The 26,291-nt window shown below is 54.1% G+C and carries 20 protein-coding genes and 5 pseudogenes; 14 read left to right on the forward strand and 11 right to left on the reverse strand.

Annotated features, from left to right (window positions below; translation table 11 throughout):
* Position 1: 1 nt before the first annotated feature.
* A complete protein-coding gene (locus ACR3ES_RS23250; RefSeq protein WP_480425641.1) occupies positions 2–112 on the forward strand; it encodes a transposase in 111 nt (36 codons plus the stop codon).
* 186 nt (positions 113–298) lie between these two features.
* On the opposite strand, the gene ACR3ES_RS23255 is transcribed toward ACR3ES_RS23250, so the two are convergent.
* The 6 genes and pseudogenes from ACR3ES_RS23255 to ACR3ES_RS23280 form a co-directional block, all read right to left on the reverse strand.
* Positions 299–487, reverse strand: a complete 189-nt coding sequence (locus ACR3ES_RS23255; protein WP_170438186.1) for a hypothetical protein — start codon at positions 485–487, stop codon at positions 299–301.
* Positions 488–604: 117 nt separating this feature from the next.
* Positions 605–1,192: a toxin-activating lysine-acyltransferase gene (locus tag ACR3ES_RS23260; RefSeq protein ID WP_170438184.1), complete on the reverse strand. Its 588-nt coding sequence runs from the start codon at positions 1,190–1,192 to the stop codon at positions 605–607.
* Entirely contained in the window at positions 1,189–2,307 is a 1,119-nt protein-coding gene (locus ACR3ES_RS23265) for a hypothetical protein (RefSeq protein ID WP_480425639.1), read from the reverse strand. The genes ACR3ES_RS23260 and ACR3ES_RS23265 overlap by 4 nt, the downstream gene beginning before the upstream one ends.
* Positions 2,308–2,597: 290 nt before the next feature.
* Positions 2,598–3,211: pseudogene (locus ACR3ES_RS23270) on the reverse strand (IS6 family transposase); the annotation flags it as partial.
* Positions 3,198–3,365, reverse strand: a complete 168-nt coding sequence (locus tag ACR3ES_RS23275; RefSeq protein ID WP_480426311.1) for an integrase core domain-containing protein — start codon at positions 3,363–3,365, stop codon at positions 3,198–3,200. The pseudogene ACR3ES_RS23270 and the gene ACR3ES_RS23275, both read right to left, overlap by 14 nt.
* 5 nt (positions 3,366–3,370) lie before the next feature.
* Positions 3,371–3,907, reverse strand: a pseudogene (locus ACR3ES_RS23280) (IS5 family transposase); the annotation flags it as partial.
* Positions 3,908–4,090: 183 nt separating this feature from the next.
* Here ACR3ES_RS23280 and ACR3ES_RS23285 point away from each other — a divergent pair.
* The 3 genes and pseudogenes from ACR3ES_RS23285 to ACR3ES_RS23295 all read left to right on the forward strand — a co-directional run bounded on the left by ACR3ES_RS23285 (position 4,091) and on the right by ACR3ES_RS23295 (position 6,256).
* Positions 4,091–4,225 carry a hypothetical protein gene (locus ACR3ES_RS23285; RefSeq protein WP_480425638.1) on the forward strand — a complete coding sequence of 45 codons (135 nt, stop codon included), beginning with the start codon at positions 4,091–4,093 and terminating at the stop codon, positions 4,223–4,225.
* A 3-nt stretch (positions 4,226–4,228) separates the two neighbouring features.
* Positions 4,229–4,982, forward strand: a pseudogene (locus tag ACR3ES_RS23290) (IS5 family transposase); the annotation flags it as partial.
* Positions 4,983–5,242: 260 nt separating this feature from the next.
* Complete coding sequence (locus tag ACR3ES_RS23295; RefSeq protein WP_170438180.1) at positions 5,243–6,256, forward strand: GHMP family kinase ATP-binding protein; 1,014 nt, start codon at positions 5,243–5,245, stop codon at positions 6,254–6,256.
* A 349-nt stretch (positions 6,257–6,605) separates the two neighbouring features.
* Here ACR3ES_RS23295 and ACR3ES_RS23300 read toward each other — a convergent pair whose 3' ends face one another.
* Positions 6,606–7,475, reverse strand: a complete 870-nt coding sequence (locus ACR3ES_RS23300; protein WP_170438178.1) for a LysR family transcriptional regulator — start codon at positions 7,473–7,475, stop codon at positions 6,606–6,608.
* Between the two features lie 168 nt (positions 7,476–7,643).
* On the opposite strand from ACR3ES_RS23300, the pseudogene ACR3ES_RS23305 reads away from it, so the two are divergent.
* The 3 genes and pseudogenes from ACR3ES_RS23305 to ACR3ES_RS23315 all read left to right on the forward strand — a co-directional run.
* Positions 7,644–7,824, forward strand: a pseudogene (locus tag ACR3ES_RS23305) (IS6 family transposase); the annotation flags it as partial.
* Between the two features lie 81 nt (positions 7,825–7,905).
* Positions 7,906–8,811, forward strand: coding sequence for an IS110 family RNA-guided transposase (locus ACR3ES_RS23310; protein WP_480426312.1), 906 nt, complete (start codon positions 7,906–7,908; stop codon positions 8,809–8,811).
* Positions 8,812–9,573: 762 nt separating this feature from the next.
* On the forward strand, positions 9,574–9,939 hold the full coding sequence (locus ACR3ES_RS23315; RefSeq protein WP_170438335.1) for a type II toxin-antitoxin system death-on-curing family toxin: 366 nt from the start codon (positions 9,574–9,576) through the stop codon (positions 9,937–9,939).
* Between the two features lie 438 nt (positions 9,940–10,377).
* On the opposite strand, the gene ACR3ES_RS23320 is transcribed toward ACR3ES_RS23315, so the two are convergent.
* Together ACR3ES_RS23320 and ACR3ES_RS23325 are read right to left on the reverse strand one after the other, a co-directional pair.
* Positions 10,378–10,647 carry a hypothetical protein gene (locus tag ACR3ES_RS23320; protein WP_170438337.1) on the reverse strand — a complete coding sequence of 90 codons (270 nt, stop codon included), beginning with the start codon at positions 10,645–10,647 and terminating at the stop codon, positions 10,378–10,380.
* A 194-nt stretch (positions 10,648–10,841) separates the two neighbouring features.
* The gene (locus tag ACR3ES_RS23325; RefSeq protein ID WP_480493189.1) at positions 10,842–11,150 is read right to left on the reverse strand and encodes a hypothetical protein; all 309 of its coding nucleotides are present in this window, start codon (positions 11,148–11,150) and stop codon (positions 10,842–10,844) included.
* Between the two features lie 208 nt (positions 11,151–11,358).
* Between ACR3ES_RS23325 and ACR3ES_RS23330 the strand changes: the two genes are divergently transcribed.
* The 5 genes from ACR3ES_RS23330 (at position 11,359) to ACR3ES_RS23350 (ending at position 18,053) form a co-directional block, all read left to right on the forward strand.
* The gene (locus ACR3ES_RS23330) at positions 11,359–11,565 is read left to right on the forward strand and encodes a hypothetical protein (RefSeq protein WP_480426251.1); all 207 of its coding nucleotides are present in this window, start codon (positions 11,359–11,361) and stop codon (positions 11,563–11,565) included.
* A 350-nt stretch (positions 11,566–11,915) separates the two neighbouring features.
* Positions 11,916–15,587 (forward strand): autotransporter family protein, encoded by a 3,672-nt coding sequence (locus tag ACR3ES_RS23335; RefSeq protein ID WP_480426282.1) that lies wholly within the window; start codon positions 11,916–11,918, stop codon positions 15,585–15,587.
* 346 nt (positions 15,588–15,933) lie between these two features.
* Positions 15,934–16,725 (forward strand): hypothetical protein, encoded by a 792-nt coding sequence (locus ACR3ES_RS23340; RefSeq protein WP_170438208.1) that lies wholly within the window; start codon positions 15,934–15,936, stop codon positions 16,723–16,725.
* Positions 16,726–17,123: 398 nt separating this feature from the next.
* Entirely contained in the window at positions 17,124–17,675 is a 552-nt protein-coding gene (locus tag ACR3ES_RS23345) for a Panacea domain-containing protein (protein ID WP_170438207.1), read from the forward strand.
* Positions 17,676–17,735: 60 nt separating this feature from the next.
* A complete protein-coding gene (locus tag ACR3ES_RS23350; protein ID WP_480426247.1) occupies positions 17,736–18,053 on the forward strand; it encodes a hypothetical protein in 318 nt (105 codons plus the stop codon).
* Positions 18,054–18,227: 174 nt separating this feature from the next.
* Here ACR3ES_RS23350 and ACR3ES_RS23355 read toward each other — a convergent pair whose 3' ends face one another.
* Together ACR3ES_RS23355 and ACR3ES_RS23360 are read right to left on the reverse strand one after the other, a co-directional pair.
* On the reverse strand, positions 18,228–18,719 hold the full coding sequence (locus ACR3ES_RS23355) for a GNAT family N-acetyltransferase (RefSeq protein ID WP_170438205.1): 492 nt from the start codon (positions 18,717–18,719) through the stop codon (positions 18,228–18,230).
* A gap of 205 nt (positions 18,720–18,924) precedes the next feature.
* Positions 18,925–19,452: a hypothetical protein gene (locus ACR3ES_RS23360; RefSeq protein WP_480425860.1), complete on the reverse strand. Its 528-nt coding sequence runs from the start codon at positions 19,450–19,452 to the stop codon at positions 18,925–18,927.
* 61 nt (positions 19,453–19,513) lie between these two features.
* On the opposite strand from ACR3ES_RS23360, the pseudogene ACR3ES_RS23365 reads away from it, so the two are divergent.
* A pseudogene (locus ACR3ES_RS23365) lies at positions 19,514–20,630 on the forward strand (IS3 family transposase).
* Positions 20,631–20,734: 104 nt separating this feature from the next.
* Positions 20,735–26,284, forward strand: coding sequence for a tandem-95 repeat protein (locus tag ACR3ES_RS23370; RefSeq protein ID WP_480426245.1), 5,550 nt, complete (start codon positions 20,735–20,737; stop codon positions 26,282–26,284).
* Positions 26,285–26,291: the final 7 nt, after the last annotated feature.

A 26,291-nucleotide genomic window follows, 5' to 3' on the forward strand; every position in this document is an offset into this window, starting at 1 on the left:
CTTGTTCCTGCCCGCCTACAGCCCGGATCTCAATCCGATCGAAATGGCATTCTCGAAGCTCAAGGCGCATCAGAACCAGAATCTCCGGTGCCTTCTTCTAAACGTTCGCTGACATTTGCGATCTATTCGACCCAAACGAATGCTGGAACTTCCTCAAAGCTGCAGGATATGTCTCAGGTTAAATGCAAAACGCTTTAGAATTGTATTGCGTTCTCTACGAGGTAAAAAACCGCCACATGGGCGGTTTTTCTGAGTGATACGTAACGGCGGCTTTGAATAAAAACCGACCGAAAACTGATCACGATGCAGCTGGATTGCAGACGGTTTGACCCGCCTCGGTTGTGCCCAGCTCTGTGCCTACCGGGCAGCTTGGTGCGCCGAATTTGTCATACTCGGGCGTAGTGTAAACCGGCGTAGGCTCTTCTGTCTGCGCGCACGCAGCAAGAAAAAAAGCAACGGCACAAACGGTGGAGAATTTGAATTTCATGTCCGTCAGTCCTTTTTTTAAGCTTCTGATATTGAACAAAAATTAAGGTCCGAGGTCAGGATACGACCTCTTCTACCATTGCCGAGCCTGTGAAGGTCAGATCTGGTGGTTTCCAGGTTACAGTTCATTGGATGATTTCTCCTGTTGAGCTGGATTGCCTCCAGCCGGGTTTTTGAGACTGGAGTGCTGTGCCAGTCTCTTGGGTTTGGGAAGAAGATGAGCTTTCTCCCCACACTTTACGTTCTCTGCTACTTCAAAGGCCGTATTCTTATATTGCGATTTTCTCAGGTTGATCCAGATACAGCGATTGATCCGCCAGACAGTAGTACCAGGATTACGGCGCACGCTTGTGGAAAACTCAATTTGAAAGACGTTGTGCATCGTACCTTCTAGAAAATCACGGGTGTAGCCGTAGGGTACAATCCAATCGTTTAAGAAGAGCCTGCTTCCGCAGGTCCACTCGCTTTCCGCCAAAGCGCGGCCTTTTGTTTGAATGTCCGTCTGGGCGTCTTCAGACAGGTAGGTCCATGTCGTCTTCGCTGTGGGAACGCCATCATTACTCAGATAAAAATGCGCTTGGGCGCACCAACGCGGAGCCAATACATCTATGTCAAGAAACGTTACCATCTCGAACTTTTGGTGATACTCGGAGTGGGCTAAAAGCTCGACGGCGAAGCCGGCGCTGGAAAAACAATCAGCGATCATACTGGCTCACCCTGTCCTTGAAGCTCATTCGAGTTTGCAGGTTCGCGTTTTATCTCCATTAATACCTCTAAACAAACATGGCCGCCGAATGGTGTAATAGACCGTGTAACGTCTATTGCGCCAATACTGGATTGACCGTTCCAGGTCGCGCATCCCATTGGTCGCCGATCTTCTGATAGCCAGCCAAGTACAGTAGCCTCGAAAAGGTGAGCCTCTAGCTTAGTGTAATAATCTTGAAGCTCCGATCTCACCTGATCGTTGTTTGACGCATGATCAAGCACTGTGACGGCTCCAATGCCTCTGTAGGAAGCCAGTTTCGAGGTATTTGGATCTGGGTCAGGGAACTCTGGGAAGTAATTGGTGAGCATAGCGGTTTGTGCTGCCAACTCCTCTATCGGTAGATGCTTCATTGCGCATGCACCGCTCAAAAACAAATCAATCAGAGAGACGCTATCGCGGGCGAAGAGCCGCACCGCCGCTAGTCGCGCCAGAGGATAATTCATGTAATAGTGATAGGGCCTATCCAACTTGAGCAATCCGCAAGCTAAACCATCCAGATTATCAAGAAGATAGACTGCGTTTTCTTCCGCCCAAACCTGTTCCAACTCCAGATAAAGTGCAGGGTTATTCTTTTGGGCAAAGCGCAAAAGAAGAAGCTCTCCTATAAACGCACAGGTTTCGCGTGCAATGGGCGGCATTGTGTCATAGCCGGAGAGCTTGATCTGCAGCGCATGGGCTGCTTCGTGCGCCAAACACATCAAATCTTCGGGTCGCCCGCGCCAGTTCACCACATTTACGGGCGGCAATTCCGCGCCCCGATGTACGGTATTAACCCGATAGACTTGCCCTGTTGCCAGTGATTTGAATTCTCCACTTTGAAGTATCGTAGCCACATCTTTACTATTTAGGAAGCCGCCACTTAAAGCAGGGATCACATAAGTCTTGAAACAATAATCTTGGCTTCCAAGGCTAAACGTTACGTTTTGCCGTGTAGGCTGCTCATCGACTTCGGGCAGCCTATCTTGCAATTGACCCATGTAATAGGCTGTAACTACATCCCTCAACGCAGATGCCTGCACATCATGTAGTACCAACCAGTCGAAAACCGTGAACAAGGCAGGACCCTTAAACCAACAATTTTGAAAAGCCTTTGACGAACAAATCCATGAGTTCAACTCGAAAAAGACCAACCTGTGGTTAATCCAGTGTTCATGATATCGCCCGCCTCACATGCTATTCACCGACTGGTTTATCCCATGACGCTGTGCCGAAAATCCAATTCCTACTTTCTATTTAACGATAGATATCAGGTATGGTTCTGTGCGGAAGTATGGAACCGCAGGGCTTTGTTGGGTTGTGTCGCAAATTTTTGAAACGGCCAGAGTCAGCGATTTGCTGGGCACACCTATCCTGCGATCTCGGCAAATAGTCGAAAGCCAGACGTCGTGGTGTTAGAGAATTGCTGTTTTCGGATCATTTTTGCGACCTCTATGCCGTCCAGAGTAACCGATGCGGCCCGAACGATTGGAACCCGCACATGTGCCATATACGACGCTTGATAAACCGATGATCCTGCTCGATCAGGTTATTCAAGTACTTGGACCTGACTGTTCGGATTTTGGCCGGGCAACCAAACCGATTAAGGATCTTGTTCACTTCTCGAATACCCGCCGCGTTGCTTGCATTTTTGTCGATGACTATTTTGCCCGGGATTCCATTCGAAGAAAGCGCGTTGGCAAAGAACTCTGCTGCTGGACGGTTTCGTCGTTCAGACAGCATGAAATTAAGGGTGTCTCCTGCTTTGTCGACCGCTCGATACAGATACATCCACCTACCACGCACACGAATATAGGTTTCGTCCATGCGCCGTGAACTCTGAGTTGGACGCCTCTTTGATTGCGTACGAGCTGCGACGATCGGCGAGTGTTTCACAACCCACCTATTCAATGTGGCATGGTCAACTCGCACACCGCGCTCAGCCATGATTTCTTTCAGGTCCCGATGTCTAGCCCCCATTTTCGGTACCAGTAAACTGACGTTTCTCTAATAAGATTTCAGGGACAGGTGGCCGCATTCCAAGTGCGTGATGTCGTCGGATTTTGTTGTATTGTCTGAGCCAAATGTTGATGGCGACCTGGTCTTGTTTGGTCGTGCGGAAGCTTTCCGCATTCAGGACTTGGCGCCGGTGTAGTCACTGATCTGACCGTCAGTCATGAAGAACCGGATGGGGCGACCAGAAGCATCGGCGACAGCATGCAACTTGGTGTTCATTCCGCCCTTGGTACGCCCAATCAGACGTCCGCGCCCCCTGTTTTCAACCGCAGGCTTGAAGCCGGGCGATGTGCCTTCAGATAGGTTGCGTCCACTGCCCGACAAGGCATTGCGAAGCAATGTCCAGAGAGGGGATCATCATCGCTATGTGATCGGAATGCTCTGCGGCCAGCCGTTCCATGATCCGTGCAAACACGCCCTGTTCGTGACGGCACTCGAATCCGTGGCGTTCGCCACTCACCTCCAACGCTTCCAGCGGTTGTAGAGCGTCTTTGGTGGGCCATACTCTCGCAGAGCCTCGGCCCAGCGCAAGCCATTGCGATTAATAAAGATAATCCCGCTCAGAACACGTCTGTCATCCACACGGTGCTTGCCACGGCTCTTTGGAAAATAGGGCTGCAACCGCGCCATCTGCTCGTCGGTCAACCAAAACAAGTTACTCATCACGCCTCCTGAAGTTCAGGAGCTTGAATCAGCCCGGTTCGGCGATTGCAACCAAAGCAATGGGTCCAGAGCCTAGGGAACTGGCAGCCTTTCAATGAGATCATGTTAAAACCTATTCGACAGGAACAAACTTCAGATCACGCATGTTCGTCAAATAGGCCTGATAGTTTGCGGCACAACCAAATGAACGACCTGACACGTTCGATCCACGATGTCGATCCGATGCCCGACGAGGACTTGTGGTTTCTGCCTCAGGCCCCCGAGCCGGGAGAGGCGCTGACCGATCTGTCCTGGCCGGTGAGGACGATGCACAGGTGATGTCGGACGAGGAATGGGCGCAAACCTACCGATCACCGCCGTGTTCTTGATGAGGTTTTCTGGGGTTCCCGAACCGGAGCGCCTTGGCGCGGCCTGCCCGGTGATTTTCGCAAATTGTCAAGCGTCCACCGCCAGTTCCGGCGTTGGACACTGGCTGGGCTTTGGGAGCGGATCATGGACGCCCTGAACGAAAGCGGGGCCGTCCCGCATGCACTCCAGATGATAGACAGAACTGTAATCCGCGCCTACCATCAGGTCGCTGGCGCTAAAGGAGGACTCCGCGACAGGGTTTTGGTTGCTCAGTCGGTGGCTGTACGACCAAATTCCACCTTCTCGTCAACGCGCTCGGCTTGCCCATAAGGACGGAAATCATGCTAGGCCAGACTTCTGACTATCCCGGTTTCGATCTGGTCGTGGCAGATAATCTACCCCAGCCGAGCGTCCTGCTGGCTGACCGTGGTTATGATGTCGACGGCATCGGCAAACCTATGGACAGCCGCGACGTTTTACCCGTAATCTCAATGCGGAAATCTCGCAAGAAGCGTGTCGGCGTCAACGGTTCGCTCTATCGCCTTCGAAATTTAGTGGAGCGCTGCTTCAACAATAAAAAAGTGCCCGCCGTGTCGCCACAAGTTATGACAAGACTGCAGAAAGCTACCTTGGCTTCATCAACATCGCATCGATCCGCCTCTGGCCGTGCCATTTGTCAACTTGGCCTAGATTGCGGTCTGAGAAAGAGATAAAAAGGCATGCTTAAACTCCCATCTTCAGCATTAAGTTGGTTTTCCGTCTGGCTACTGGCCAGGGACCGGCAAAGCTCGTCGAGTACAGTTAGCGATGATGCCCATCTAACTTTCAGAGCGCAGCCAGATCGACACAATTCTGGAAGTGTTGAACTCCCGACTAGCGAGAGGGCAGTATAGTTTGGCCAGGATCGATAAACACAAACATCATCACGTCAACGCTCCCATAGCACACGCCCCCGGCAGAGTAATTCTGTCGGGGGAGTATTCGTTAATGTACGAAGCTCCGGTACTCGCCGTATCGATTGCAAACTATACCGAGGTCTGGTTGAGGCCAATCCATGGCAGTGAAGGATTGCTCACTGCTTTCCAGCAAGTTTCATGCGGTGAGTTTTATGCATTTTCAACACTTGGTGACTTCAAACAGTCACTTGATCGCCGGTTTGATCAATTTGTGTGCGGCCAGTTGTCGGTTCAAGATATTCTACATCGTCCGGACGATCTGGTAATATATGCTGTGGCGTCGTTCATGCAACGATTGCCAGCACCCAAAGTTGGAGATGACCACCGATTGCCGGTTTCAGGAATGCTGGGAAGCTGTTCATCGTTGCCATTGGGGTCAAGGATGGGATCGTGGACAGCGGCAATCGCCGCAACTTTGGTTCTCTACGAAAACTTGTTCAATGAAACTTTAACACCAGAAGAAAAAATTGAGATCATTCGTTTCTGCGAGCGGCTGCGACAAGGAAAAGGTAGCGCTATTGATGCAGCCTCCGTCATCTATGGAGGTATAAACAGGGTCGATGGCGATCAGTTCAGTCGGCCAAACATTCCCCTGCATCACTCGTTGTGGACGGGGGATGGCTGGTACTGGGTGTTACACGGAACACCTGCAAGCCCCGTTGGAGAATGCGTCACAGTGGTGCGCAAGTATCATGAAAAAGACGTTCCGCTGTGGCAAGAGTTCAGCAGTTGCACTAATGCTCTACAATCTGATCTTGAATCCTGTGTTAACCCATCTGAAACGCTGCGTCGCAATCACCGACTTTTAGCTAGAATAGGTGTGGTGCCATCTGCGACACAAGACTTTGTCAAAACTGTGGAGAGAGCAGGTGGTGCTGCGAAAACTTGTGGTGCCGGATCAATTAGAGGAGAACAAGGTGGAATGGTTTTAGTCTACATGGAAGATGCAAGCGCCATGAAAACCCTCATGAGTAACTATCCAAATCTCCGCTGGTCGCCGCTAAAGGTTTCTGCTTCAGGAGCAGCGCAGGGGGCGGCTTCATGAGTTGCGCCTGAGCCGATGCTTTCGACCTCTGGGACGGTTACGCTCTCGAGATGGCCGCTTGGCGGACGCTGGCCAGACAGCCATCAGCCGCGAGCAAACAAGCTGGCGATGCCCCATCAGGGCTTTCGAGCAGTAGGACAGCCAAAAACCCAATCTCGGCGCCTTTCACTGGGACGTCCGTCAGATCAAGTCTGAAATTTTACACATAAGTTGAAACCGATGCGGCGGATCAATTGTCTTACGCAAAACTGCTTGCCCTGAGGGGGCGTTATCGAAGCCCTGAGCCTAAGTCGCAATTTTCATCAGCGGTGTGCGAAACCAATTCACTCAATCCCTCTATCGTCATGCTTCATGATATCTTCATCAACTCCCGAACCAGATCATGAGCTTCAGGACGTGAGGGTTGAAAGCGGCAGCGCAGTGCAGCCACCTGGCGATCAATTTGAACATCCTCAATTGAAAGTTTGACGAGCCCTTTCTCGTTCGGGATGGCGGTTTCTGGCAGAATCAAAAACCCCGTTCCGTTCCTGGCCAACTCAAGTAGCCAGTCAACACGGTTTGAACGATAAGCGGCATAAAGCCTACAACCGCGATTCGCGCTGGTGGTACGTATGAATTCACGCATTTCACAATTGAGCCTATCCAGCATTTCATTGCTGGCTAATCGTTTCAGGGCTACCGCTTCATGTTGGCTCAGAGGATGTTCAGTCGAAACGACAGCGCAGTAACTTTCTTCATAAAGTGTATCAATGTGAAAGATTTCTTCAGAAGCTTGCGCGACTGTCACCGCTATATCGAAGCGCCCTTTCCGAAGTCCTTCGAGCAACGCCGTATGGCTGTCAACAATCAACTCAATATCTGCCTCCGGGTAGTGGGTCCGATAACGTTCAATCGCCTCCGATACTTTAGACTGCCCAATCGTTTCTCCAATGCCGACACCAATTGGCACACGCTTCAAACGCACATGGCGTGCTGCTTCGACCTGCGCTTGATAAGTCTGCTGCAACGCCTCCTGCAACCTCGGTTGTACAATTGCTCCGAGTGGCGTCAGACGACATCCTGCTCTATCGCGCAAGAGAAGCGACCCACCAAGTTCAGTCTCCAGTTTCTTAATGGCGGTCGTGAGTGAAGGCTGAGACACATTCATTGTTCTCGCCGCATGCGTGAAATTGCCGTGTTCACAAACGGCCAGGAAGTAGCGAATTTGATTAATTTCCATGAAGTGGCCTGCCGCTGTTATTATCTACTACGACGAAAAATACAACTAAAAGAGGAGTGGTCAACAGATTTCGCACGTTTGTCAAATGGTGCTTGAGCTCGATCACCGTAGGATTTTGATGGGCATTGCTAACTTGCTTGCGCGTTGTGACCTGGATAGGCCTCACGCATGAAAATATCGCCCCAATTGCCGCGCCTGAAGGGCTTTCGTTTTCCGCGTGAGATCATCACCTATGCCGTTTGGGGCTACCATCGCTTTGCGCTTAGCACCGGGGATGTTGAAGATCTGCTCGCCGAGCGCGGAGTGACGGTTAGCCGGGAAACCATTCGGCAATGGATTAATCGTTTTTGGCCGCCATTTTGCCAATTGCATCAGTCGAGACCGGCCCAGGGCGGTTCTGTCGCAAACTTCGCCCCTACCTGTCAGTTCAATCGACAAACACGGCAAGACCCTGGATTTCATGTTGTCCGAGCGTCGGAATAAAGCCGCTGCGACGAAGTTTTTCGCCCGCGCGCTTGAGGTGAACGGTCTACCAAGCAAGTGCATCGATGCGCGTCATGCCAGTGCCGCCTTGTCGATGCAGATTAACAAATCGGATCGCAGTGATGCATTGGATCTTGCGCGGATCATGCAGACCGGGTGGTTCCGTCGGGTTCAAGTGAAGAGCAAAACCAGTCACCGTATTCGTGCGCTTCTGAACGCACGAAGCCTTTTGGTGCAGATGCGCCGCGACTTGGAGAACCAGCTCCGTGGCTTGTTCAAGAGCTTTGGTCTGATCATCGGACGAGCCAATGGCGGTGTGTTTTTAAAACGGGCACTCGATGTCAGTCAGCAAGCTCCTGAACTGGCGGGCATCGCGGGACCATTGCTTGCCGCACGCGCAGACATTGATCGCCAGCGCTTGGATCTGGAACGCCAGATCAAGCGCCTTGCGCGTGAGAATGCGCAATCTCGCGCCTTCATGACCGTTCCGGGCGTTGGTCCGATGACAGCGTTGGCTTTCCTGTCGGGCATTGATGATCCGGCTCGTTTTGCGCGATCGCGTACGGTTGGTGCCTATTTGGGGCTCACACCCAGGCGTCATGCATCTGGCGAGGTCGATTGGACAGGACGGATATCCAAATGTGGGGATACAATGCTGCGCACCTATCTTTTTGAGGCGGCCAATGTGGTGCTGACCCGGACCAAACAGGCATGTGGGCTGAAGACATGGGGCATGGCAGTCGCCGCGCGTTCCGGAGGCAAGAAGGCGCGAGTCGCCATTGCTCGGAAACTGGCGACGATCTTGCACCGGATGTGGTGTGATGGAACTTCATTCAAATGGACAACAGCTTAAGAAAGGCAGAAATACGAGATCACCCCGATATAGGGTGAGCAGTGTCCCTGCCGGGACGAATGGTGGAGATGAGATCGACCGATTATGTGCGGAGGGACCCCAATCTCAAACGCGGTTTCAACATTGATCCATCAACGCTTTCTTGCGCCATCATGCAGCGACCCAACACCGACTGCGAAGAGAACACTGGAACCGGCAGGAACAAAAATGCTCAAACCATCTTGCGGAATTAGAGAACAAAATCGGCTCGCTCCAGTCATTCGCTGCGCGGGTTCAGACAGATGATTTGAGCCCGAAGCTGCCCTTGATCCCACTTCCGCCTTTCGCTCATGCAGCGGGCCGCAAACTGCGCAGAGCCGCCCTTGATGCGGTTCGAACCGACACTATGACTGCCTACAACTGCTGATGACCGCTCTGAGCCCATTTGGGGATAGCCATGGTTGGAATTGCCGCAACTGTGGCGCTGCTGTGGGTTTTGGCGCTCTTATAGGTCACACCCGATTTACGAAAGCTTGATAACTTGGTCGTTGATGTGCATTTGTGGTAACATCACGTAATGAAAGGGTACCAGCGCAATGCCTAAGAAGAGCAGTGCAACAGTGAGCCGAAATACCAGCTCCGGCAAATTCACAGTTCGCAAGAACGGTGGAACTGCGGCTGTTTACACATCTTCCAAATCAGCGCCTTCCACCGTGAAGAAATCGATCACCACAAACAGGGACGCTCTTAAGCGACTGGCTAATCGGTAAACGGCACTACCGGGTGAAGCTCGGCGACGTTCTGGAAGCCCATGAACAGTCGCTAGAGGCATTCGGCGGGCTTCCCGGAATCAGTAATCTAGACAGCATCCTGGGGGCTATTGGCAGGCCGTATCACGGTTATCACCGCATGATGCACGCCAAGGCGGCTGCTTTGCTGCATGGATTGGCAACATCGCACGGCTTTAACGACGCGAACAAGCGCACAGCCTGGCTTTCAATGGAAGTTCTGTGTGCCAACAGCGGCTACGAACTAGCCGTCCGAGATGATGACAGAATCGATGATCTGGTGGTTGATGTGGTTACCGGCGATGTCAGCCAAGATGAACTGGAACAGTGGATAAAAGAGCGACTGACCAAGCAGTTCTGAGGGGTTAGCGCAGGCTCTCACAGTAGGCGGCAAGTTGTGAGGGAGGCTCAGACATTTGCAACGCCAAGTGTCCGTTTCGAGCCTAAGCAGGGGGTAAACCAGTCGCCCCCTAAATTGGAACTAGTGTTTTGGAGAGTTGAGCACATCAGATGCGGAGAATTTGCCACCTCATGAATTGCATGGTTCAGGACCCTCGTTTTGCCAATGCGATGAGGCTGGCCTTAATCCGCAGATCTCCAACGGCGTAGCGCCTGGTCATTGCTCTGAGAATACCGCCTGGGTTCTTGATCGGCGTCAGGCGGCGTTCCTTAAATGATACTCGCCAAGCAGGGCTGCGTCCCCGGAGGCGTACACACTTTGCGGTACTCTCCAAAAACTCCACATGGGGTCGTGAAGGTGGGGCAGGGGCGATTGCTCCGGCTGAGCTTTTTTACAGGATCAATCTAAATCCTCTTGCGAAAAATGACGCAATCCCGGAGCGCGATCCAAACAACGGGGATAGCTTTCATCCAGATCGCGTAACGACTTGCGGACGATTGGCAAAGTGACCTCATTAGTCGGATCAAAGTTGTGCATAGCATCGGCCAGCTCAAAGGCTGCGGCTTGCCGTTCGTGTTTGCCCATGCGGGCAAAAGGCCCGCGAAGCTCTAAGAGATTGCGCAGAGTGGTAAATGCTTCAATAGTCAGTTCGGTTTGTGGGGTTTGCATACTCGTCCTCTTTGTTTTTGCTGGATTGCCTCGAACGATCACCCCCCTGACGACTGCGATGCTCCTGCAACAGTCATCACAAATAAAGATGTAGACGCGTCGTCAGCAGTTTCGCACGGCCCAGTTTATGGGCGCTGGTTAAGCAATTTAGTGACTTACTCGACACTATCCAACCACTGTGTGGTTCCAGGACGTCACCATTCAACTATCCGCCGTATGTCATCACGATCCTTTGCAAGATTACGCGCAAAAGTAGGTTCGTGATGTGCAATGCGGTTGCGAAACCGTCGAATGCTGTCAATCGTCGCGTGCACCTGGCCCCGCGCTGGAGGAATCGTCAGAGCTTTATCGTATCCCGGAAAAGCTGAAGCAAAGTGCTTGTTCCAAATCCGACTATCCTGACCTTTGACAAACACGTTCTGCCAAAACACAAACTTCAGATCCGCGACCACTTTTTCCGCTGTAGGGTGTTTGTTCGCGCAGTGTTTCAAGTCTTCCGTCAACGGTGGCAAAGTCCGCTCACTTGCAGTCTCCCTCTGGTTTCATCAGGTAGTGTTGATAATTTAAATGCCTGACAAGGGCAGTGCTCACGATAGCGGGTATCTATTTAAAGATAGGATTTGGGAATTTCCCGAAGGCAGTCAACTGGTTCTATTGTTCGGTATGGGACGATTTGATTGGCCTGCGAGTGCTTGGCTAAAAACCGCCAATTTGCACAATAAATTCAGCCTGTTACTTGCAGGCCGGTTGGGTCTGGCGTATCATCGGTTCATCGGTTCATCGGTTCATCGGTTCATCGGTTCATCGGTTCATCGGTTCATCGGTTCATCGGTTCATCGGTTCATCGGTTCATCGGGCCGCCGCTACGCCTTGGCGCACACTGCAGCACTAACCGGTTACATCATCCTGACAGCCTAACATCCGGCCGCAAGTCGGGCACCGCGTGTGGGTTAACTGACAGTCCGCCCCTGGTTTCCGGATTGGGTGGTCTGACACAGCCGTACTGCCCTCTGGTGACGCCCTATGTGGCGGTTACCGGTGCGAGATCAGCTGCAACTCCCTTACACTTTTTACCGCGATCAGAACGGACGGCGCGAAAGCAGCGCGGCCGACCGTCAACTGTGGTTCGCTTCCGGTTGAGGCTCAAACAACGCCTCCGGCCGATGCCCATACCTTTGCCCGCATTTCTACCAACCCACTGACTGCCTGACGGGCAGGGCGGTGCCTTGCCTCGATTGTGCTCAAGTCCCTCACAGGAGAGTTTCAGAATGACAAACCAGTCCTCAGATACCCAGCCCGCCCTTCGCCCGCTTAATGTCTCGGTTCGGGCTGGTCGTTTGACCAAGTTCAAGGGGCGTGTGGCGAGCATTGCACCAGGTTTGTTGGTTGTGGCAACTGCTGCGGCGCTTGTCATCGGAGGAGCGGACCAGGCTGATGCTCAGGCGGCCCCCGCTTGCGGCCAAATAATAAACGGCGTCGTCAGAGTGTGCCCTGACGCCAGCATTCCCTCTCCGGGTATCACTCCCCACAATGGCATCGAATACAATGCCGGGCCAGATGGGCTCACTCTGATGCTTGATGCCCCAGACAACGCAGACAATTACGCACCCATCACGGTGGAAGCTTGGGGTGTCTCTGGGGCGGCAGTGCGTGGGGCGGATAATACTTCAGGCGATATCGCTGTGCTACTGCACCACGGGAGCGTTACCACTGATGGTCCGGCGCTTAACTACAATAACCACGGGCTTGAGGCGTATACCGAGGGCAGTGGAGATGCGACCGCGCAAATGAATGGCGGGGATGTCACCACGCATGCTGTCCTTAGTTACGGGCTTCGGGCGGAGATCAAAAACGCGGGGAGTAACGCCACGGCGAAGGTGGAAATGACCGAAGGGCGTATCAATAGTCACAGCGGATCAAGCTCTGGGCTTTCTGCAGGAACCGACTCCATTGGTGGCGCGGCGATCGCTGAAATAAGTGGCGGCACAATCACCACGCACGGCGGAGCGTCTCATGGGATTGCTGCGTCGGTCAACAAAAACACGGGGAGTGCAGCCAGTGCAACGGCGCGCATGACCGGAGGGCTGATCAGGACGCACCAGAACGTTTCCCATGGGGTTTTGGCAGAGAGCAATGGGGGGGTGGTTGAGGGCGATGTCCGCGCCGAGGTGCTCGCGGAAATGAGTGGCGGCACAATCATCACGCGAGGGGAAAGAGATTCCCATGGGGTTCGAGCGCGCCTCTATGACAATACGGCGAATAGCAAAGCTACGGCGACAGCGCGCATGACCAGGGGCGTGATTAGTACGACAGGTTACCGATCCGCTGGGATTTCTGCGGCTGCAGATGCATCCTGTGATTGTGACGCAATCGCGGAGATGAATGCCATCAACGGCAGCAGCACAATCACCACGGAAGGGGAGCAGGCGCACGGGATACGGGCGGTGTCCAACAACTCGGAGAGTGCATCCGAGGCGAGTGCAAAGGCTGTCATGAGAAACGGGAGTATCAATATTAACGGTCGATGGGCTCATGGGATTTCTGTGCAAGCCAATGGTGGCCTGGGGAGCGCGCTGGCGGAAATGCGTGGTGGCACAATCACCACGACTCACGGGGGGGCGTCCGCGATTTATGTGCGGATTCACAACGAGGATCACACAAACAACTCGGACAACACAAACGGGGCTAAAGCGCTCATGACCGGAGGGACGATCCATACGGAGAACAGGGTCAACGCATTCGAGGGTTCCCACGGGCTTCATGCGGACACCACTGGCTCAGCCGATGTGGTCGTGGAGATGAAGGGCGGCAGTATCACCACGCTTGGGAGGAATTCTCATGGGCTTTGGGCGGAAGCAGAGGCGGATGCGATGGTGAATGGTGTGAGGTTTGTTCCGGGCTCAACGTCGCAAGCCAAGACGATTGTCAAGCTGGATGCGGGTGCTGTTGTCACGGCTTCAGGGGCGGGTTCAAACGGAATTCGCGTTTCAGGGAATTACGTGACTGTGGATCACAACTCCAACAGCCCAAAATTTTGGTTGGGTGTAAAAGAGTTTGACGTGGACGTGGCTGGGATTGTGACGGGCGGCGCTGGCGGATTTAACGCAGATGACGACGGCGCTGCGATCCGCACGATCTCCGACGCTGAAGGCGGGGGAACAATTGATATCGCCGACACCGCCATTGTGGCTGCGGGGGGCTCTGGCATTGCAATACAAGACGGGGATGGCGACGCGGTTGTCACCTTGGAGGGGACCGTGACCGGGGACGTTCGTCTTGGCGCGGGTGACGATAGGGCCACGATTGGTGCCACAGCCAGTTTTGACTTTTCCTCCTATATCCTGGACGGCGGTTCGGGCGATAACGATCACCTGACGCTGCATGGCCGCCGGACGATGACCTCAATGGAAAACGTTAGAAACTGGGAGCATCTCACGCTGAAGGATGAGATGGAGATGCGCCTGGACGGGATGGACAGGCTGGATATGGGCCTGTCCATCGACGCCACGTCTACGTTCCGCGCGTCTGGCGGGGAGCTCACCATCACAGGTGACGTGACCAATGCGGGTGACTTGACCTTAAGCGTGCAGGACGGGGCTGCAGGTGATGTGATCACCATTGACGGCGATTATACCAACACCGGATCGGGAAGAAGTGTTTTTGAGCTGGATGCGGTTATGGGTGCTGATGGTGCGAACACCGACAGGCTTGAGATCACCGGCAACGCGTCAGGCGAGATGGTGCTGTCGCTTGCCGGGTTGGACAATGCCAGCGCCGGAGGCGGACCACTTGAGATCTACGTGGTCTCGGTTGGCGGCACGTCTGAGGATGCGACCTTCACCCTTGTGGGAGGCAACTATGTCACGTCGGACGGGGAGCACGCGGTGATCTCGGGTGCCCACCTCTACAGGCTGGCTGAAGTTGAGGCGCAGGATGGCGGCAAATGGTGGGCGTTGAGCGCGCGGTTAGCTGGTGGCGAGATCAGCTGGGGACCCTCAGCACCGATCTATGACAGCTATGGTGCCTCGCTGCTGGCGTTCAATGCGCCCTCTGGGCTGCACGCGCGGGGTAGCTCGCAAGACTTCCGGACCCTGGCCTGGAGCGGACAAGGGGCTCAGACCAGTGGCTCTCCGCTGTGGGTCCAGATGGGGATGGAGCAGATCACATCGGCGGCCGAGCAGAGCACCACGGGGGCGGCGCGCGACAGCAGCCTCTGGGAGATGGAGATCGGTGCGGATATTGTGCTGGACACCAGCACGGCAGGTCTTCTCGTGGGCGGGCTGATGCTGTCCTATGGCACGGGCAGTACGGATGTGAGCTCAGACTTTGGGGACGGGTCGATAGAGACGACGGGTCTGGGCCTTGGGCTTGCGGCCACGTGGTATGACCGCCGGGGGTTTTATGTCGACGGACAGGTGACGGTGAGCGCCTACTCGAGCGATCTGAGCTCTGACGGGCGTGGGAGCTTGATCGAGGGCAACAGCGGGACGGGCTATGCGCTGTCGATCGAGGCCGGACAGCAGCTTGACCTTGGCTCCCGGCTGACGGTGATCCCGCAGGCGCAGCTGAGCCTGTCATCTGTGACGTTCAGTGACTTCACGAGTGAGGCGCAGGGGGAGCAGCGGGTGTCGCTCGAGGATGCGGTGAGCCAGCAGCTGCGGCTTGGGCTTGAGTTTGGGGCGCAGGATCAGGGTGCGAGCGGCGTTTACGGGATGGTGAACCTGTACCATGATTTTGGGTCTGGCAGCGAGGTGCGGGTTGGGCCGGCGTCGCTGACGAGTGAGAACGAGGCTTGGGCGCTTGGGTTTGGGATTGGGGGCAGCTATGCGTGGAATGACCGCGTGGACCTGTTTGGCGAGGCCTCCTATGCCACCGGGCTCAGCAACGCCGGGGATGTCAGTGCTCTCAGCGCAAGCGCAGGCTTTAAAGTGATGTTCTGAGGAGGGTCGGGTCTCGTCGTTGTGATGATTGGAAGGTCAGCGAGCAGGCAACCAAAGCGGCAGCGCAGCGACCACGCCGAATATCAGCCAATTCTCCGCGACAATCCTGAATTGGTAGAATGAGCCCCTACCTGCCTTTCCCAAGCTACTTGATCTCTGCGTGTGCATGCGTCCGGTAAGCGGACAAAGCGGCCACGTGCGAAACCGAGAACTCGACACGGTTCGGACGAAGACGCCACAGCACAAGTCGCAAATCCATGAATGCCTCCAGAGGCGCAACCCAATCCGTTGTAATCCCGCAGAGCAGTTCTATAGGTTAGCGTAGTATTGCCAAGTGGATGGTGTCATGAGTATAGCAAAGCCGTTTCATCGAAATCATCGAGGTATTAAACTCGGTCCCCAGTCAGGCTGCAGCGGATGGGCTTATATAGTAGACCCGGAATATGCCGCGAATGCGGAGCACTATGTGCGTGCGCTCACGCTAATCCAAAACGACCTTCTGTCAATCTTCGAGTATCTGGAGCCAGGCGATGAATGTCGGATGGCATATTCCTACCGAATACACGCACTTCTCATGCGAGCATGTATCGAGATCGAAGCTAACTTCAAGGCAATATTGACGGAGAACACTTATTCACCTCCGACGAAACGATCACTGAATATGACCGACTACAGGAAGGTGGACGCTACGCATCACTTGTCCTCTTACGAAGTGATGCTGCCGATCTGGAATGGCGAGAACAAGCTCTTTAAACCTTTCGAACCATGGAAACCGGGACGCGGCGGTCCGTCTATCCCTGGCTTAAGTCTCCCGTGGTATCAAGCCTACAACGCAAGCAAGCACGACCGGCACAATGAGTTCAAGAAAGCTAACCTTGAGAACCTCGTGATGGCAGTTGCTGGCCTCCTTATTCTCGACACCTCTCAGTTTCGCGACCAGGATTTCTCCGCAGGTTCTACATCGCTCTTGGTTTCTGGGTACGATTACCACCCTCTAGAGGCTGCGACTGGCTCATTGTTCCGGATTAAATATCCAGATGATTGGACCGACGAAGAGCTTTATGAATTCGATTGGACGGTACTGAAGAAGCAAGTGGACCGCTTCCAGAAGATCGACTTTAACGCAATTCCGTCTTAGCAGCATCCCCTGCAATATCCGTTTGACGCGCAGCGAGGCATGATCAATATGGGCTCGCAGCTGGCTTTCTCTGCGACTTCCACGAAGTGGTCTTAAGAGCCCTCAGCTGCCTTTAGCCACGCTTCCTTACTATGCGCGCGCAGCAAGTCGCGAACGGCGCGAAGCCGCCATTCAGGGAACCGCCACTTATCTCTTGTTGGGCTGCGGCTCACGGTTAAGCTGTTCGTACCCTGCTGTCCTCAGTCCCACCGGCAAAGCGGCCAAGACTTCACAACTTTTGCCTCAGGTGCAGCGTTTGAGGCGATCGGTCTGGCAACAATTCATCTACAAAGTTCGGGGACAGCTTGTTTCGTGCGTAGATTTCCCCCATATTTAGCGTGAGAGGATAACTGCCCAAAATGCCATACGATCCACGAAAAGCTGCACAAACTATCGCCTTTTTCGCATTGAAAGAGGGCGGAGCTATCAATGTGCTTAAAGTGGTGAAGCTGGTGTACTTGGCAGACCGCGAAAGCCTTCGCCAGCGCGGGCACCCCATACAGTATGAGGCCCGCTTCTCCATGCCACACGGCCCGGTCAACTCTACCACCTTGGATTATCTCAACGGATCTTATCGTGACGATGGCGGATGGTCAGATTTCTTGCGGGATAGGGCAAACAATGACGTGGGCTTAGCAAACCAAAACATAACTCTTGAGGCTCTGGACGAGTTAAGCGAACGAGAAATCGGTGTTCTGGAACATGTTTGGTCAGAATTCGGTCATATGAATGGCTTTGATCTGGCCGATTGGACCCACGACCACATCCCGGAATGGGAAAACCCGAACGGATCGTCGCGCCGAATTCCTCTTGATAGAATGATGGCGGCAGTGGGTTTAGAACGATCAGTCGAACGCGCCCGCGAGCTGGAAAGCCTAGACCAAGCGTCAGCGCTTCTGGGTTCCCTGTAAAGTATGGCGTACCAGCGCGGAACTTTTCTTTTACAATCCGGGACACCCACCCAGCCAGAAATGAAACACCTGCATATCGTTTGCAATGACACCTGCCCATTGGGCGGTAACCTAATTGTACCGGTTTCCAGCTTTTACGACGGTTGCGACAACACATGCGAATTGGATGTTGGCGACCATGAGTTCATCCGGCATCTGTCATTTGTGTTCTATGCCAGATCAAAGGTCGTAGAAGCGGCGCAAATTGATGCGTTGGTGGAACAAAAAATGATTACACCGAAGCCCGATGTTTCCGAGGCAGTGTTTCAGAGGGTTCTACACGGCATTTGCGCATCCCCGGACACCCCGCCAAAGGTGAAGAAATATCACGGCTGTTAAGCCCCAAGCTCATCCTGGAACGCTCCTGCCGCTCGCTGCGGTAAGCACAGACAGGTACTTTGAGCCCATTGCCGTCGTCGGCCAAGCCTCCTTCTTTCGCATGTGCAGCACTTCGCGAACAGCGCACACCGGACATTCCCAGACGCTTCACGGACGGCGGATGAGCGGGGCTCATCAGACGTTGTTATTCTCCAGAATTTTCTCAAATCTTGATACCTCCAAAGGAAAAGTTCCTTCCGAAGTGTTGAATTCCACAATCCGCGGACCCGTGTTGGTCCACCCGGACTTTTCATAGAAGCGACCTGCTCGGTCGTTTCCAATCGCACAGGCAAGCCAAGCTACATTGTGCCCAGCAAGTCGGATACGTTCTTCAGCGTCTTCAATCAGCGCTTGAGCTATACCGGCTCCCCGCGCTCCCCGCGATACATACATCTGATAAAGTTCATTTTCCTTGACCATGCAAAACCCGAGCACTTCGGCGCCGTCACTCGCTATCCGCGTGCTTGCAAGATTTGCAATGGTACGGTCAAAGAAACTGCTGGCAGTGCGCAATTCGCGCAGGCTAGCCGGTACAATGTTGGCATGAGCTTCGTGCCACCCAGCTTCCCAGATCGCGCAAATCTGTTTGGCCTGTGCTTTGATCGGAAATCCCAAGGTATATTTCATACTACGGAGCTACCTTCGCTCGCGCCGTTTAGCAACTAACGCTAAGGGCTCGCCGCGGACATTCTCTGCGACAAGCTTGAATTGGTAGAAAGAGCCCTAACCAGCCATTGCCGGGACGCTCCAACACTGCTGGTAAAAATGGCAGCTGTGCGGATCTAAGCAGACCCAGAGAAAACTCGTTGTCTAAAAGAAATCAGATGTTGGGCTAACGCAACATATTACCGATATCGGCAAGGAAGGGCAAAACTAAGGACGCGCTGAAAAAAGCACCAGCAAAGCGCGACCCAGTAATGCCCTTATCAGGGATGATAAGATGGTTCCATTGTGGTGGGCTGTTTGGATCAATGGCCGGGGTACGGCCATCCGACACTTTGAATGAATTGCCGTGGAAAGAAGCGTTTCGGCAATGATAGAATAACTGCATCTCGACAGGCCAATTTCGATATTCCCTGCCCCACCTCGCTTCTATGCGACTTCGATTGACTTCGAAAGCCGCGCCAATGGCTTGGCAAATGGTTTGTTCCATGATGAATCTGGCGTTTTCCATTCTACCAAGAGTTTGATTATCGTTCGCTGGCTGGTCAGCTACTTCTGCGAGTTGAAACTCAAAATTCACTTCGGCCGGTCGGCATTGTTTGATGCCAGAAGTGTATACAACCCAATGACCAAAATTTGTGATCACAGTTTTTGAGGCGTGTTCAGGTGACGCAAGAGTAATGTCTTTTGTGTGCAATCCTGGTGTCTTGGCCCCCTAAAACTGTGCCACAGTTGGCTTAGTTTTGGAGACGGGATTGATGGCGCGGAAACGGTATTCGGACGAAGATATTCTGCGGCTTTTGCGCGAGATTGAGCTGGGCCTGGCATCTGGTTCGGATGTCGCGACGGCGTGCAGAACGGCTGGTGTCAGTGATGCGACCTATTACACATGGCGCAAGCGGTTTGGTGGGATGGGACGATCTGAGATGGCCAATCTGAAGGCGCTGCAGAAAGAGAATGATCGGCTCAAGAAAATCGTGGCTGAGCTTGAACTGGACAAACTCATTCTCAAGGAGAGCCTTGATTATCTAAAGCCAAAGGCCTGACGGCAGACCAGCTTCGTCAGGCCGTGGTCCACACCCGACAAAAGCTGGCAACCTCTGAACGGCGCACCTGTCGCGTGATTGGATTGGCGCGGAGCACGCTGCAATACCGCGCAGCGCCAAAGGATGATGAGGCGTTACGTCTGGCGATGATCCGATTGGCCAAACGGTATGGGCGCTACGGCTACCGCAAGGTCGCCGAGCTGCTGCGTGTCGAAGGCTGGGCAGTCAATCATAAAAGATCGAACGACTATGGCGCGAAGAAGGCTTGCAGCTCCCACAACGGCACAAGAAACGCAAACGGCTGTACCACAAGGACAGCTCGATCATCCGGCTCCGACCGCAACATCCCAATCACATCTGGAGCATTGACTTTGTCCACGACAAGCTGAGCAACGGACAGAGCTACAAGATGCTGACGGTGCTGGATGAGTATACCCGTGAGGCGCTCTGCGTAGCGGTCAAGCCGAAGATGAACAGCGCAGACGTGCTGGATGCGCTCTACCCACTCTTATTGCGGCACGGGAAGCCCGAACACATCCGTTCCGACAACGGCGCGGAGTTCATCGCAACGGCCCTGCAGACCTGGTTAAGAAAGGTGGGCATTAAGCCGATCCAAATCTACCCGGGATCACCTTGGGAGAATGGATACAACGAGCGCTTCAATGGCACTCTGCGCCGGGAAGTCCTCAACGCAGAATGGTTCCACACCACCAAACAGGCTCAGATCGTCATCAATACCTGGCTTAGACAGTACAATCGTGTCAGACCCCATCAGGCTCTAAACATGCGACCGCCCGTTCCAGAAACCTTGCTCAAAACTGGCCCATAGAATTGGGGCTGGACACAATAACAACAGGTTTTCACTCATCACTCACATGTACAGCATGCAAATGAGATCATCTCAATTGCTCACAGCTTGAATTGGATAAAGAAATGACCGTAATGAACAATGCACCTGTCGCGGCTGATGATACTGTTGATCCGAGTGAGTTCCTGGTCAATGACTTCACCGATGGCTCTCAAAGCGACCCGAGTGTTACCGCTCTCGCCAATGGCCATTTCGTCGTCACCTGGCAGTCTGATGATGGACAGCCGGGCGATACGTCTGAAACTGCCATCAAGGCCCGTATTCTCAATGAGAATGGTGTCGAGATTGTCAGTGAATTTCTGGTGAATGAGTCTACTAATGGTAGTCAATTGACCCCCAGCGTTACCGAGCTCGCCAATGGCCATTTCGTTGTCACATGGCCGTCCAATGATCAGGAGCAAGGGCATCCGTCTGGTTTTGACATCAAGGCCCGTATTTTTGATACGGATGGTAACGAGATTGTCAGTCAGTTCCCGGTCAATGAAGTTACCCATGACATGCAAGGCTGGCCGAGCGTGACAGCCCTTGCCAATGGCCATTTCGTCGTCACCTGGCATTCTCTTGACGGGCAGCAAGGGGATACGTCCAGTTCTGCCATCAAGGCCCGCATTTTCGATGCAAATGGCGATGAGATTGTCAGTGAATTCCTGGTCAATGAATACACCAATGACGCGCAACTATACTCGAGCGTTACAGCGCTCGCCAATGGCCATTTTGTCGTCACCTGGCATTCTTGGGACCAACAGCACGGGGATACGTCTTGGTCTGCCGTCAAGGCTCGTATTTTCAATGAGAATGGCGATGAGATTGTCAGTGAGTTCCGTGTCAACGAATTCATCAACTTCTGGCAAGAGGACCCGAGTGTGACAGCCCTCGCCAATGGGGGTTTTGTTGTCACCTGGGGGTCTCATGACGGGCAGCAAGGGGATGCGTCCGCTTCTGCCATCAAGGCCCGCATTTTCAATGAGAATGGCGATGAGATTGTCAGTGAGTTCCTGGTCAATGAATTCACCGATAGCTGGCAAGTATACCCGAGTATTACAGCGCTCACCAATGGCCATTTTGTTGTCACCTGGATGTCTGAGGACCAGCAGCAAGGGGATACGTCCGGTACTGCCATCAAGGCCCGCATTTTCAATGAGAATGGCGATGAGGTTGTCAGTGAATTCCTGGTCAATGAATTCACCAATGGCTGGCAACAGAACCCGAGTGTGACAGCCCTCGCCAATGGGGGTTTTGTTGTCACCTGGGAGTCTCATGACGGACAGCAGGGCGATGGGGACCTCGCCATCAAGGCCCGCGTTTTTGATGCGAACGGTGTTGCTCAAAGTCACAAGATTATCACAGAAGATGTTGTCACCCTGATTGAGACCGCCACGCTTCTGGCCAATGACAGCGATGTGGATGGAGATGCGCTGACGGTGATGGATGTGTCTCCGACGAGTGCACATGGCGCGGCCCTGACGCTGAACACAGACGACGGGACGATCAGCTATGATCCAACCGGCGCAGACGCTGTTCAGGCCCTGGCAGAGGGTCAGACCCTGACGGATACATTCACCTATACGGTCGAGGACGGTAATGGCGGGGAGAGCACCGCAAGTGTTTCCGTGGTTGTTCATGGAGCCAACGATGCGCCTGTTGTGGCGATTGTATTGCCTGATCAGTCTTCCGTGGAAGATGAGACCGTGAGCTTTGTGCTGCCGGCGAACGCATTCACGGATGTGGATGGGGATGCGCTGACCTTGAGTGCGACACTTACGGATGGCACGGCCCTGCCGGACTGGCTGGTGTTTGATGCGGTTGCAGGGAGCTTCTCAGGCACACCGCCGCAGGATTTCAATGGCATGGTCAATGTACTGGTGACGGCCAGTGACGGGTCTCTTTCAGCAAGCGATGCCTTTGCGCTTGAGATTACCCCTGTCAACGATGCACCTGTCGCAGTTAACGATGTTGTGCAAAGTCCCACGCCGATCACCGAAGATGTTGTGACCTCGATTGATACCGCCGCCCTTCTGGCCAATGACAGCGATGTGGATGGCGATGCGCTGACGATGCTAGCGGTTAATGCGAAAAGTACGCATGGGGCGGACCTGACGCTGAACGCCGACGGCACGATCAGCTATGATCCCACCGGCGCAGCTGATGTGCAGGCTCTGGCCGTTGGCCAGACGCTTATCGACACATTTTCCTATGCGACCGATGACGGCAATGACGGTGTGGGCGTCGCAACCGTTTCGATCATTGTGCACGGAACCAATGATGCGCCTGTTGTGGCGATTGTATTGCCTGATCAGGCTTCCGCGGAAGATGAGGCCGTGAGCTTTGTGCTGCCGGCGAACGCATTCACGGATGTGGACGGGGATGCGCTGACCCTGAGTGCAACGCTGGTTGGGGGTGCGGCACTCCCGGATTGGCTGGTGTTTGATGCGGTTGCGGGGAGTTTCTCAGGCACACCGCCCCAGGACTTCAATGGCATGTTGAGTGTCACGGTGACGGCCAGTGATGGGTCTCTTTCAGCAAGCGATACCTTTGCGCTTGAGATTACCCCTGTCAACGATGCACCTGTTGCGGTTGATGATGTTGCGCTGAGTTCGACGCCAATCACAGAGGATGCTGTGACCCTGATTGATACCGCCCTCCTCCTGGCCAATGACAGCGATGTCGAGGGGGATGCGCTGACGGTGATAGATGTGTCCACCACGAGTACGCATGGGGCCACCCTGGTGCTGAACACCGACGGCACGATCAGCTATGATCCCACCGGCGCAACTGATGTTCAGGCTCTGGCAGAGGGTGAGACCCTGACGGATACATTCACCTATACGGTCAGTGACGGCAATGGCGGGGTGAGCACCGCAAGTGTTTCAATCGATGTGCACGGAAGAAACGATGCGCCTGTCGCAGCTGATGATGTGGCGCAAAGCCCCACTCCGATCGAAGAAAATGTTGTCACTTCGATTGACATCGCCACGCTCCTGACCAATGACAGCGATGTCGATGGGGACGCGCTCACGGTGTCAGAGGTTTCGACCATGAGCACACAGGGGGCTATCCTGACGCTGAACACCGATGGGACCATCAGCTACGATCCCACCAACGCAGCTAATGTTCGGGCTCTGGAGAGGGACCAGACCCTGACGGATAGCTTCACCTATACGGTCAGTGACGGCCATGGCGGGGAGAGCACCGCAACAGTCTCCATTGAGGTCATTGGAGTCAATGATCCGCCTGAGGGGCCATTTGCATTGGAGAATCGTTCTTCAGCAGAAGATGAGGCCGTTAGCTTTGCACTGCCAGAGAATGCATTCACGGATCCGAATGGCGATGCGCTGACTTTGAGTGCGACACTTGCGGATGGTTCGGCGCTGCCGGACTGGCTGGTGTTTGATGCGGTTGCGGAGAGTTTCTCAGGCACACCGCCGCAGGACTTCAACGGCACATTGAACATCATGGTGACGGCGAGCGATGGCTCACTTGCAACAAGCGAGACCTTCGCGCTTGAGATCACACCGGTCAATGATGCTCCGGAAGATCTCACATTGACAGGTTCAGAGGTCCAGGAACAAGACGCCGGGGCCGTGATTGGCATGCTCTCGGTCAGCGATCCGGATGTTGGCGACACGTTTACATATACTGTCGATGATGACCGCTTCGAAGTTCTGGGCGGCAACTTGAAACTGAAGGACGGTGAAAGCCTGGATTATGAGAGCGAAACTCAGGTTGTCCTCACGGTCACAGCCACGGATGCAGGTGATCTTGCGGTCAGTAAGACCTTCACGCTTGATGTCGGGGACGTTTACGATCCGGTCGTCAATGTGAGTGTCGTGCGTGGAGCAACATCGACCGTTGCAACGTTATCGGGCACCATGGATTACTACACGATGTCAACCGACAACGGTTTTATTGAACTGCACGCTCTCGGAGGAAGCGCGGGGGTAGGCGGTGCTTACACGTTCCGCTTTGAGGATGATGGCGGGGAGTTTAACATCAGACTGGAAGCGGAGCAGCGGGTCAGCGATAATCTCGGTACGGACACGACAAGCGCCTTTGCCCGCTCCACAGCGCTTGTCAATGGTGGCTATGTGGTCACCTGGACAAGTAGTCAGGCCGATGCTGCGGGCTATGAGGTCCATGGCCGCGTGTTTTCCGCAAGTGGTACGCCTATTGGCGAAGAACTGGTGATTAATGCGACGTCCTCCGGAGATCAGTGGCTGTCTTCTGCAGCCGGTCTGAATGATGGCAGTTTCGTGGTGGTGTGGCTGTCGACCGATCAGGATGGTTCAGGCGAGGGCATTTTTGGCCAGCGCTTTGATGAAAGCGGCGTGCCCGTCGGAGGCGAGTTTCAGCTCAACACCGAAACTGACGGACATCAGAGCTTGCCTGACGTTGCTGCTCTGAACGACGGGGGTTTTGTTGCCGTGTGGTATTCGGACGGTCAGGATGGTGATCAGGGGGGCATCTTTGCGCAGCGCTTTAGCCAGGACGGCACGCCATCGGGATCCGAGTTCCAGGTGAACACGCATACTGCGGGGCAACAGATCTGGCCGACTGTCACCGTGCTGACGGATGGGAGTTTTGTCGTCAGCTGGCAGTCCGCGCTGCAGGATGGAGACCTGTTTGGTATCTATGGTCAGCGGTTCAACGCTGATGGAACCCCCCTTGGCGCGGAGTTCCAAATCAACACGCACACGGCAAGCGAACAAGGCGAGCCTTCAATCACGGCGCTGGAAGACGGAGGCTTTGTCGTCACCTGGCAATCCTTTGATCAGGATGGTGCATTCTGGGGTGCCTATGGCCAAAAATACAATGCCGATGGCTCAGCAGCAGGTGGCGAATTCCAGATCAATACCGCCACGGAGTATAACCAGTACTGGGTTTCGGTGTCCGGGTTGCAAGACGGTGGATTTGTAGCAACCTGGACATCTTATGGCCAGGATGGATCTGGTGCCAGTATTCATGGTCAGAAATACGCCGCTGACGGCTCAACAGTCGGCGGCGAGTTCCAGGTGAACACGCAGTGGATCTATCACAACCAGATGTATCCCGATGTCGTCGGCCTGGAAGATGGCGGGTTTGCGATCAGCTGGCATTCGTATGGCCAGGTTAATACGCCTGACGGTTACGAGATCTATTCTCAGCTCTTTGATGCGGAAGGCAACAAGGTCATCCGGACAATCTTTGACGGCGGTGACGGGGACGACACGCTCAATCTGTCTGCGAGCAGCAGCAACGAGACCCTTCTCGGCAGGACGGGGGATGATCGTCTCACGGGTGGCAGTGGTGAAGATGTTCTCGTCGGCCATGAGGGCAATGACATCCTCAACGGCGGTGCTGGTAATGACCGTCTGACCGGGGGGACGGGAGACGACATCTTCGTCTTTGATCCCGGTTTCGGCAAGGATGTCATAACTGATTTTGTGGCTGGTGCTGGGACGGAGGATGTCATCGAGTTCAGGGGTGTCACCAACTTGGCATCCTATGCAGACGTCCTGAACAGCGCGGCGGATGACGGCACCGATACGACCATCACGCTGGATACTGATAACAGCATTGTCCTGAAGAATGTCGTCGTGTCGGATCTGTCCTCTGACGACTTCCGGTTTCACGCGTAACGAACAC

The organism is Ruegeria sp. B1 (genome assembly GCF_056535885.1).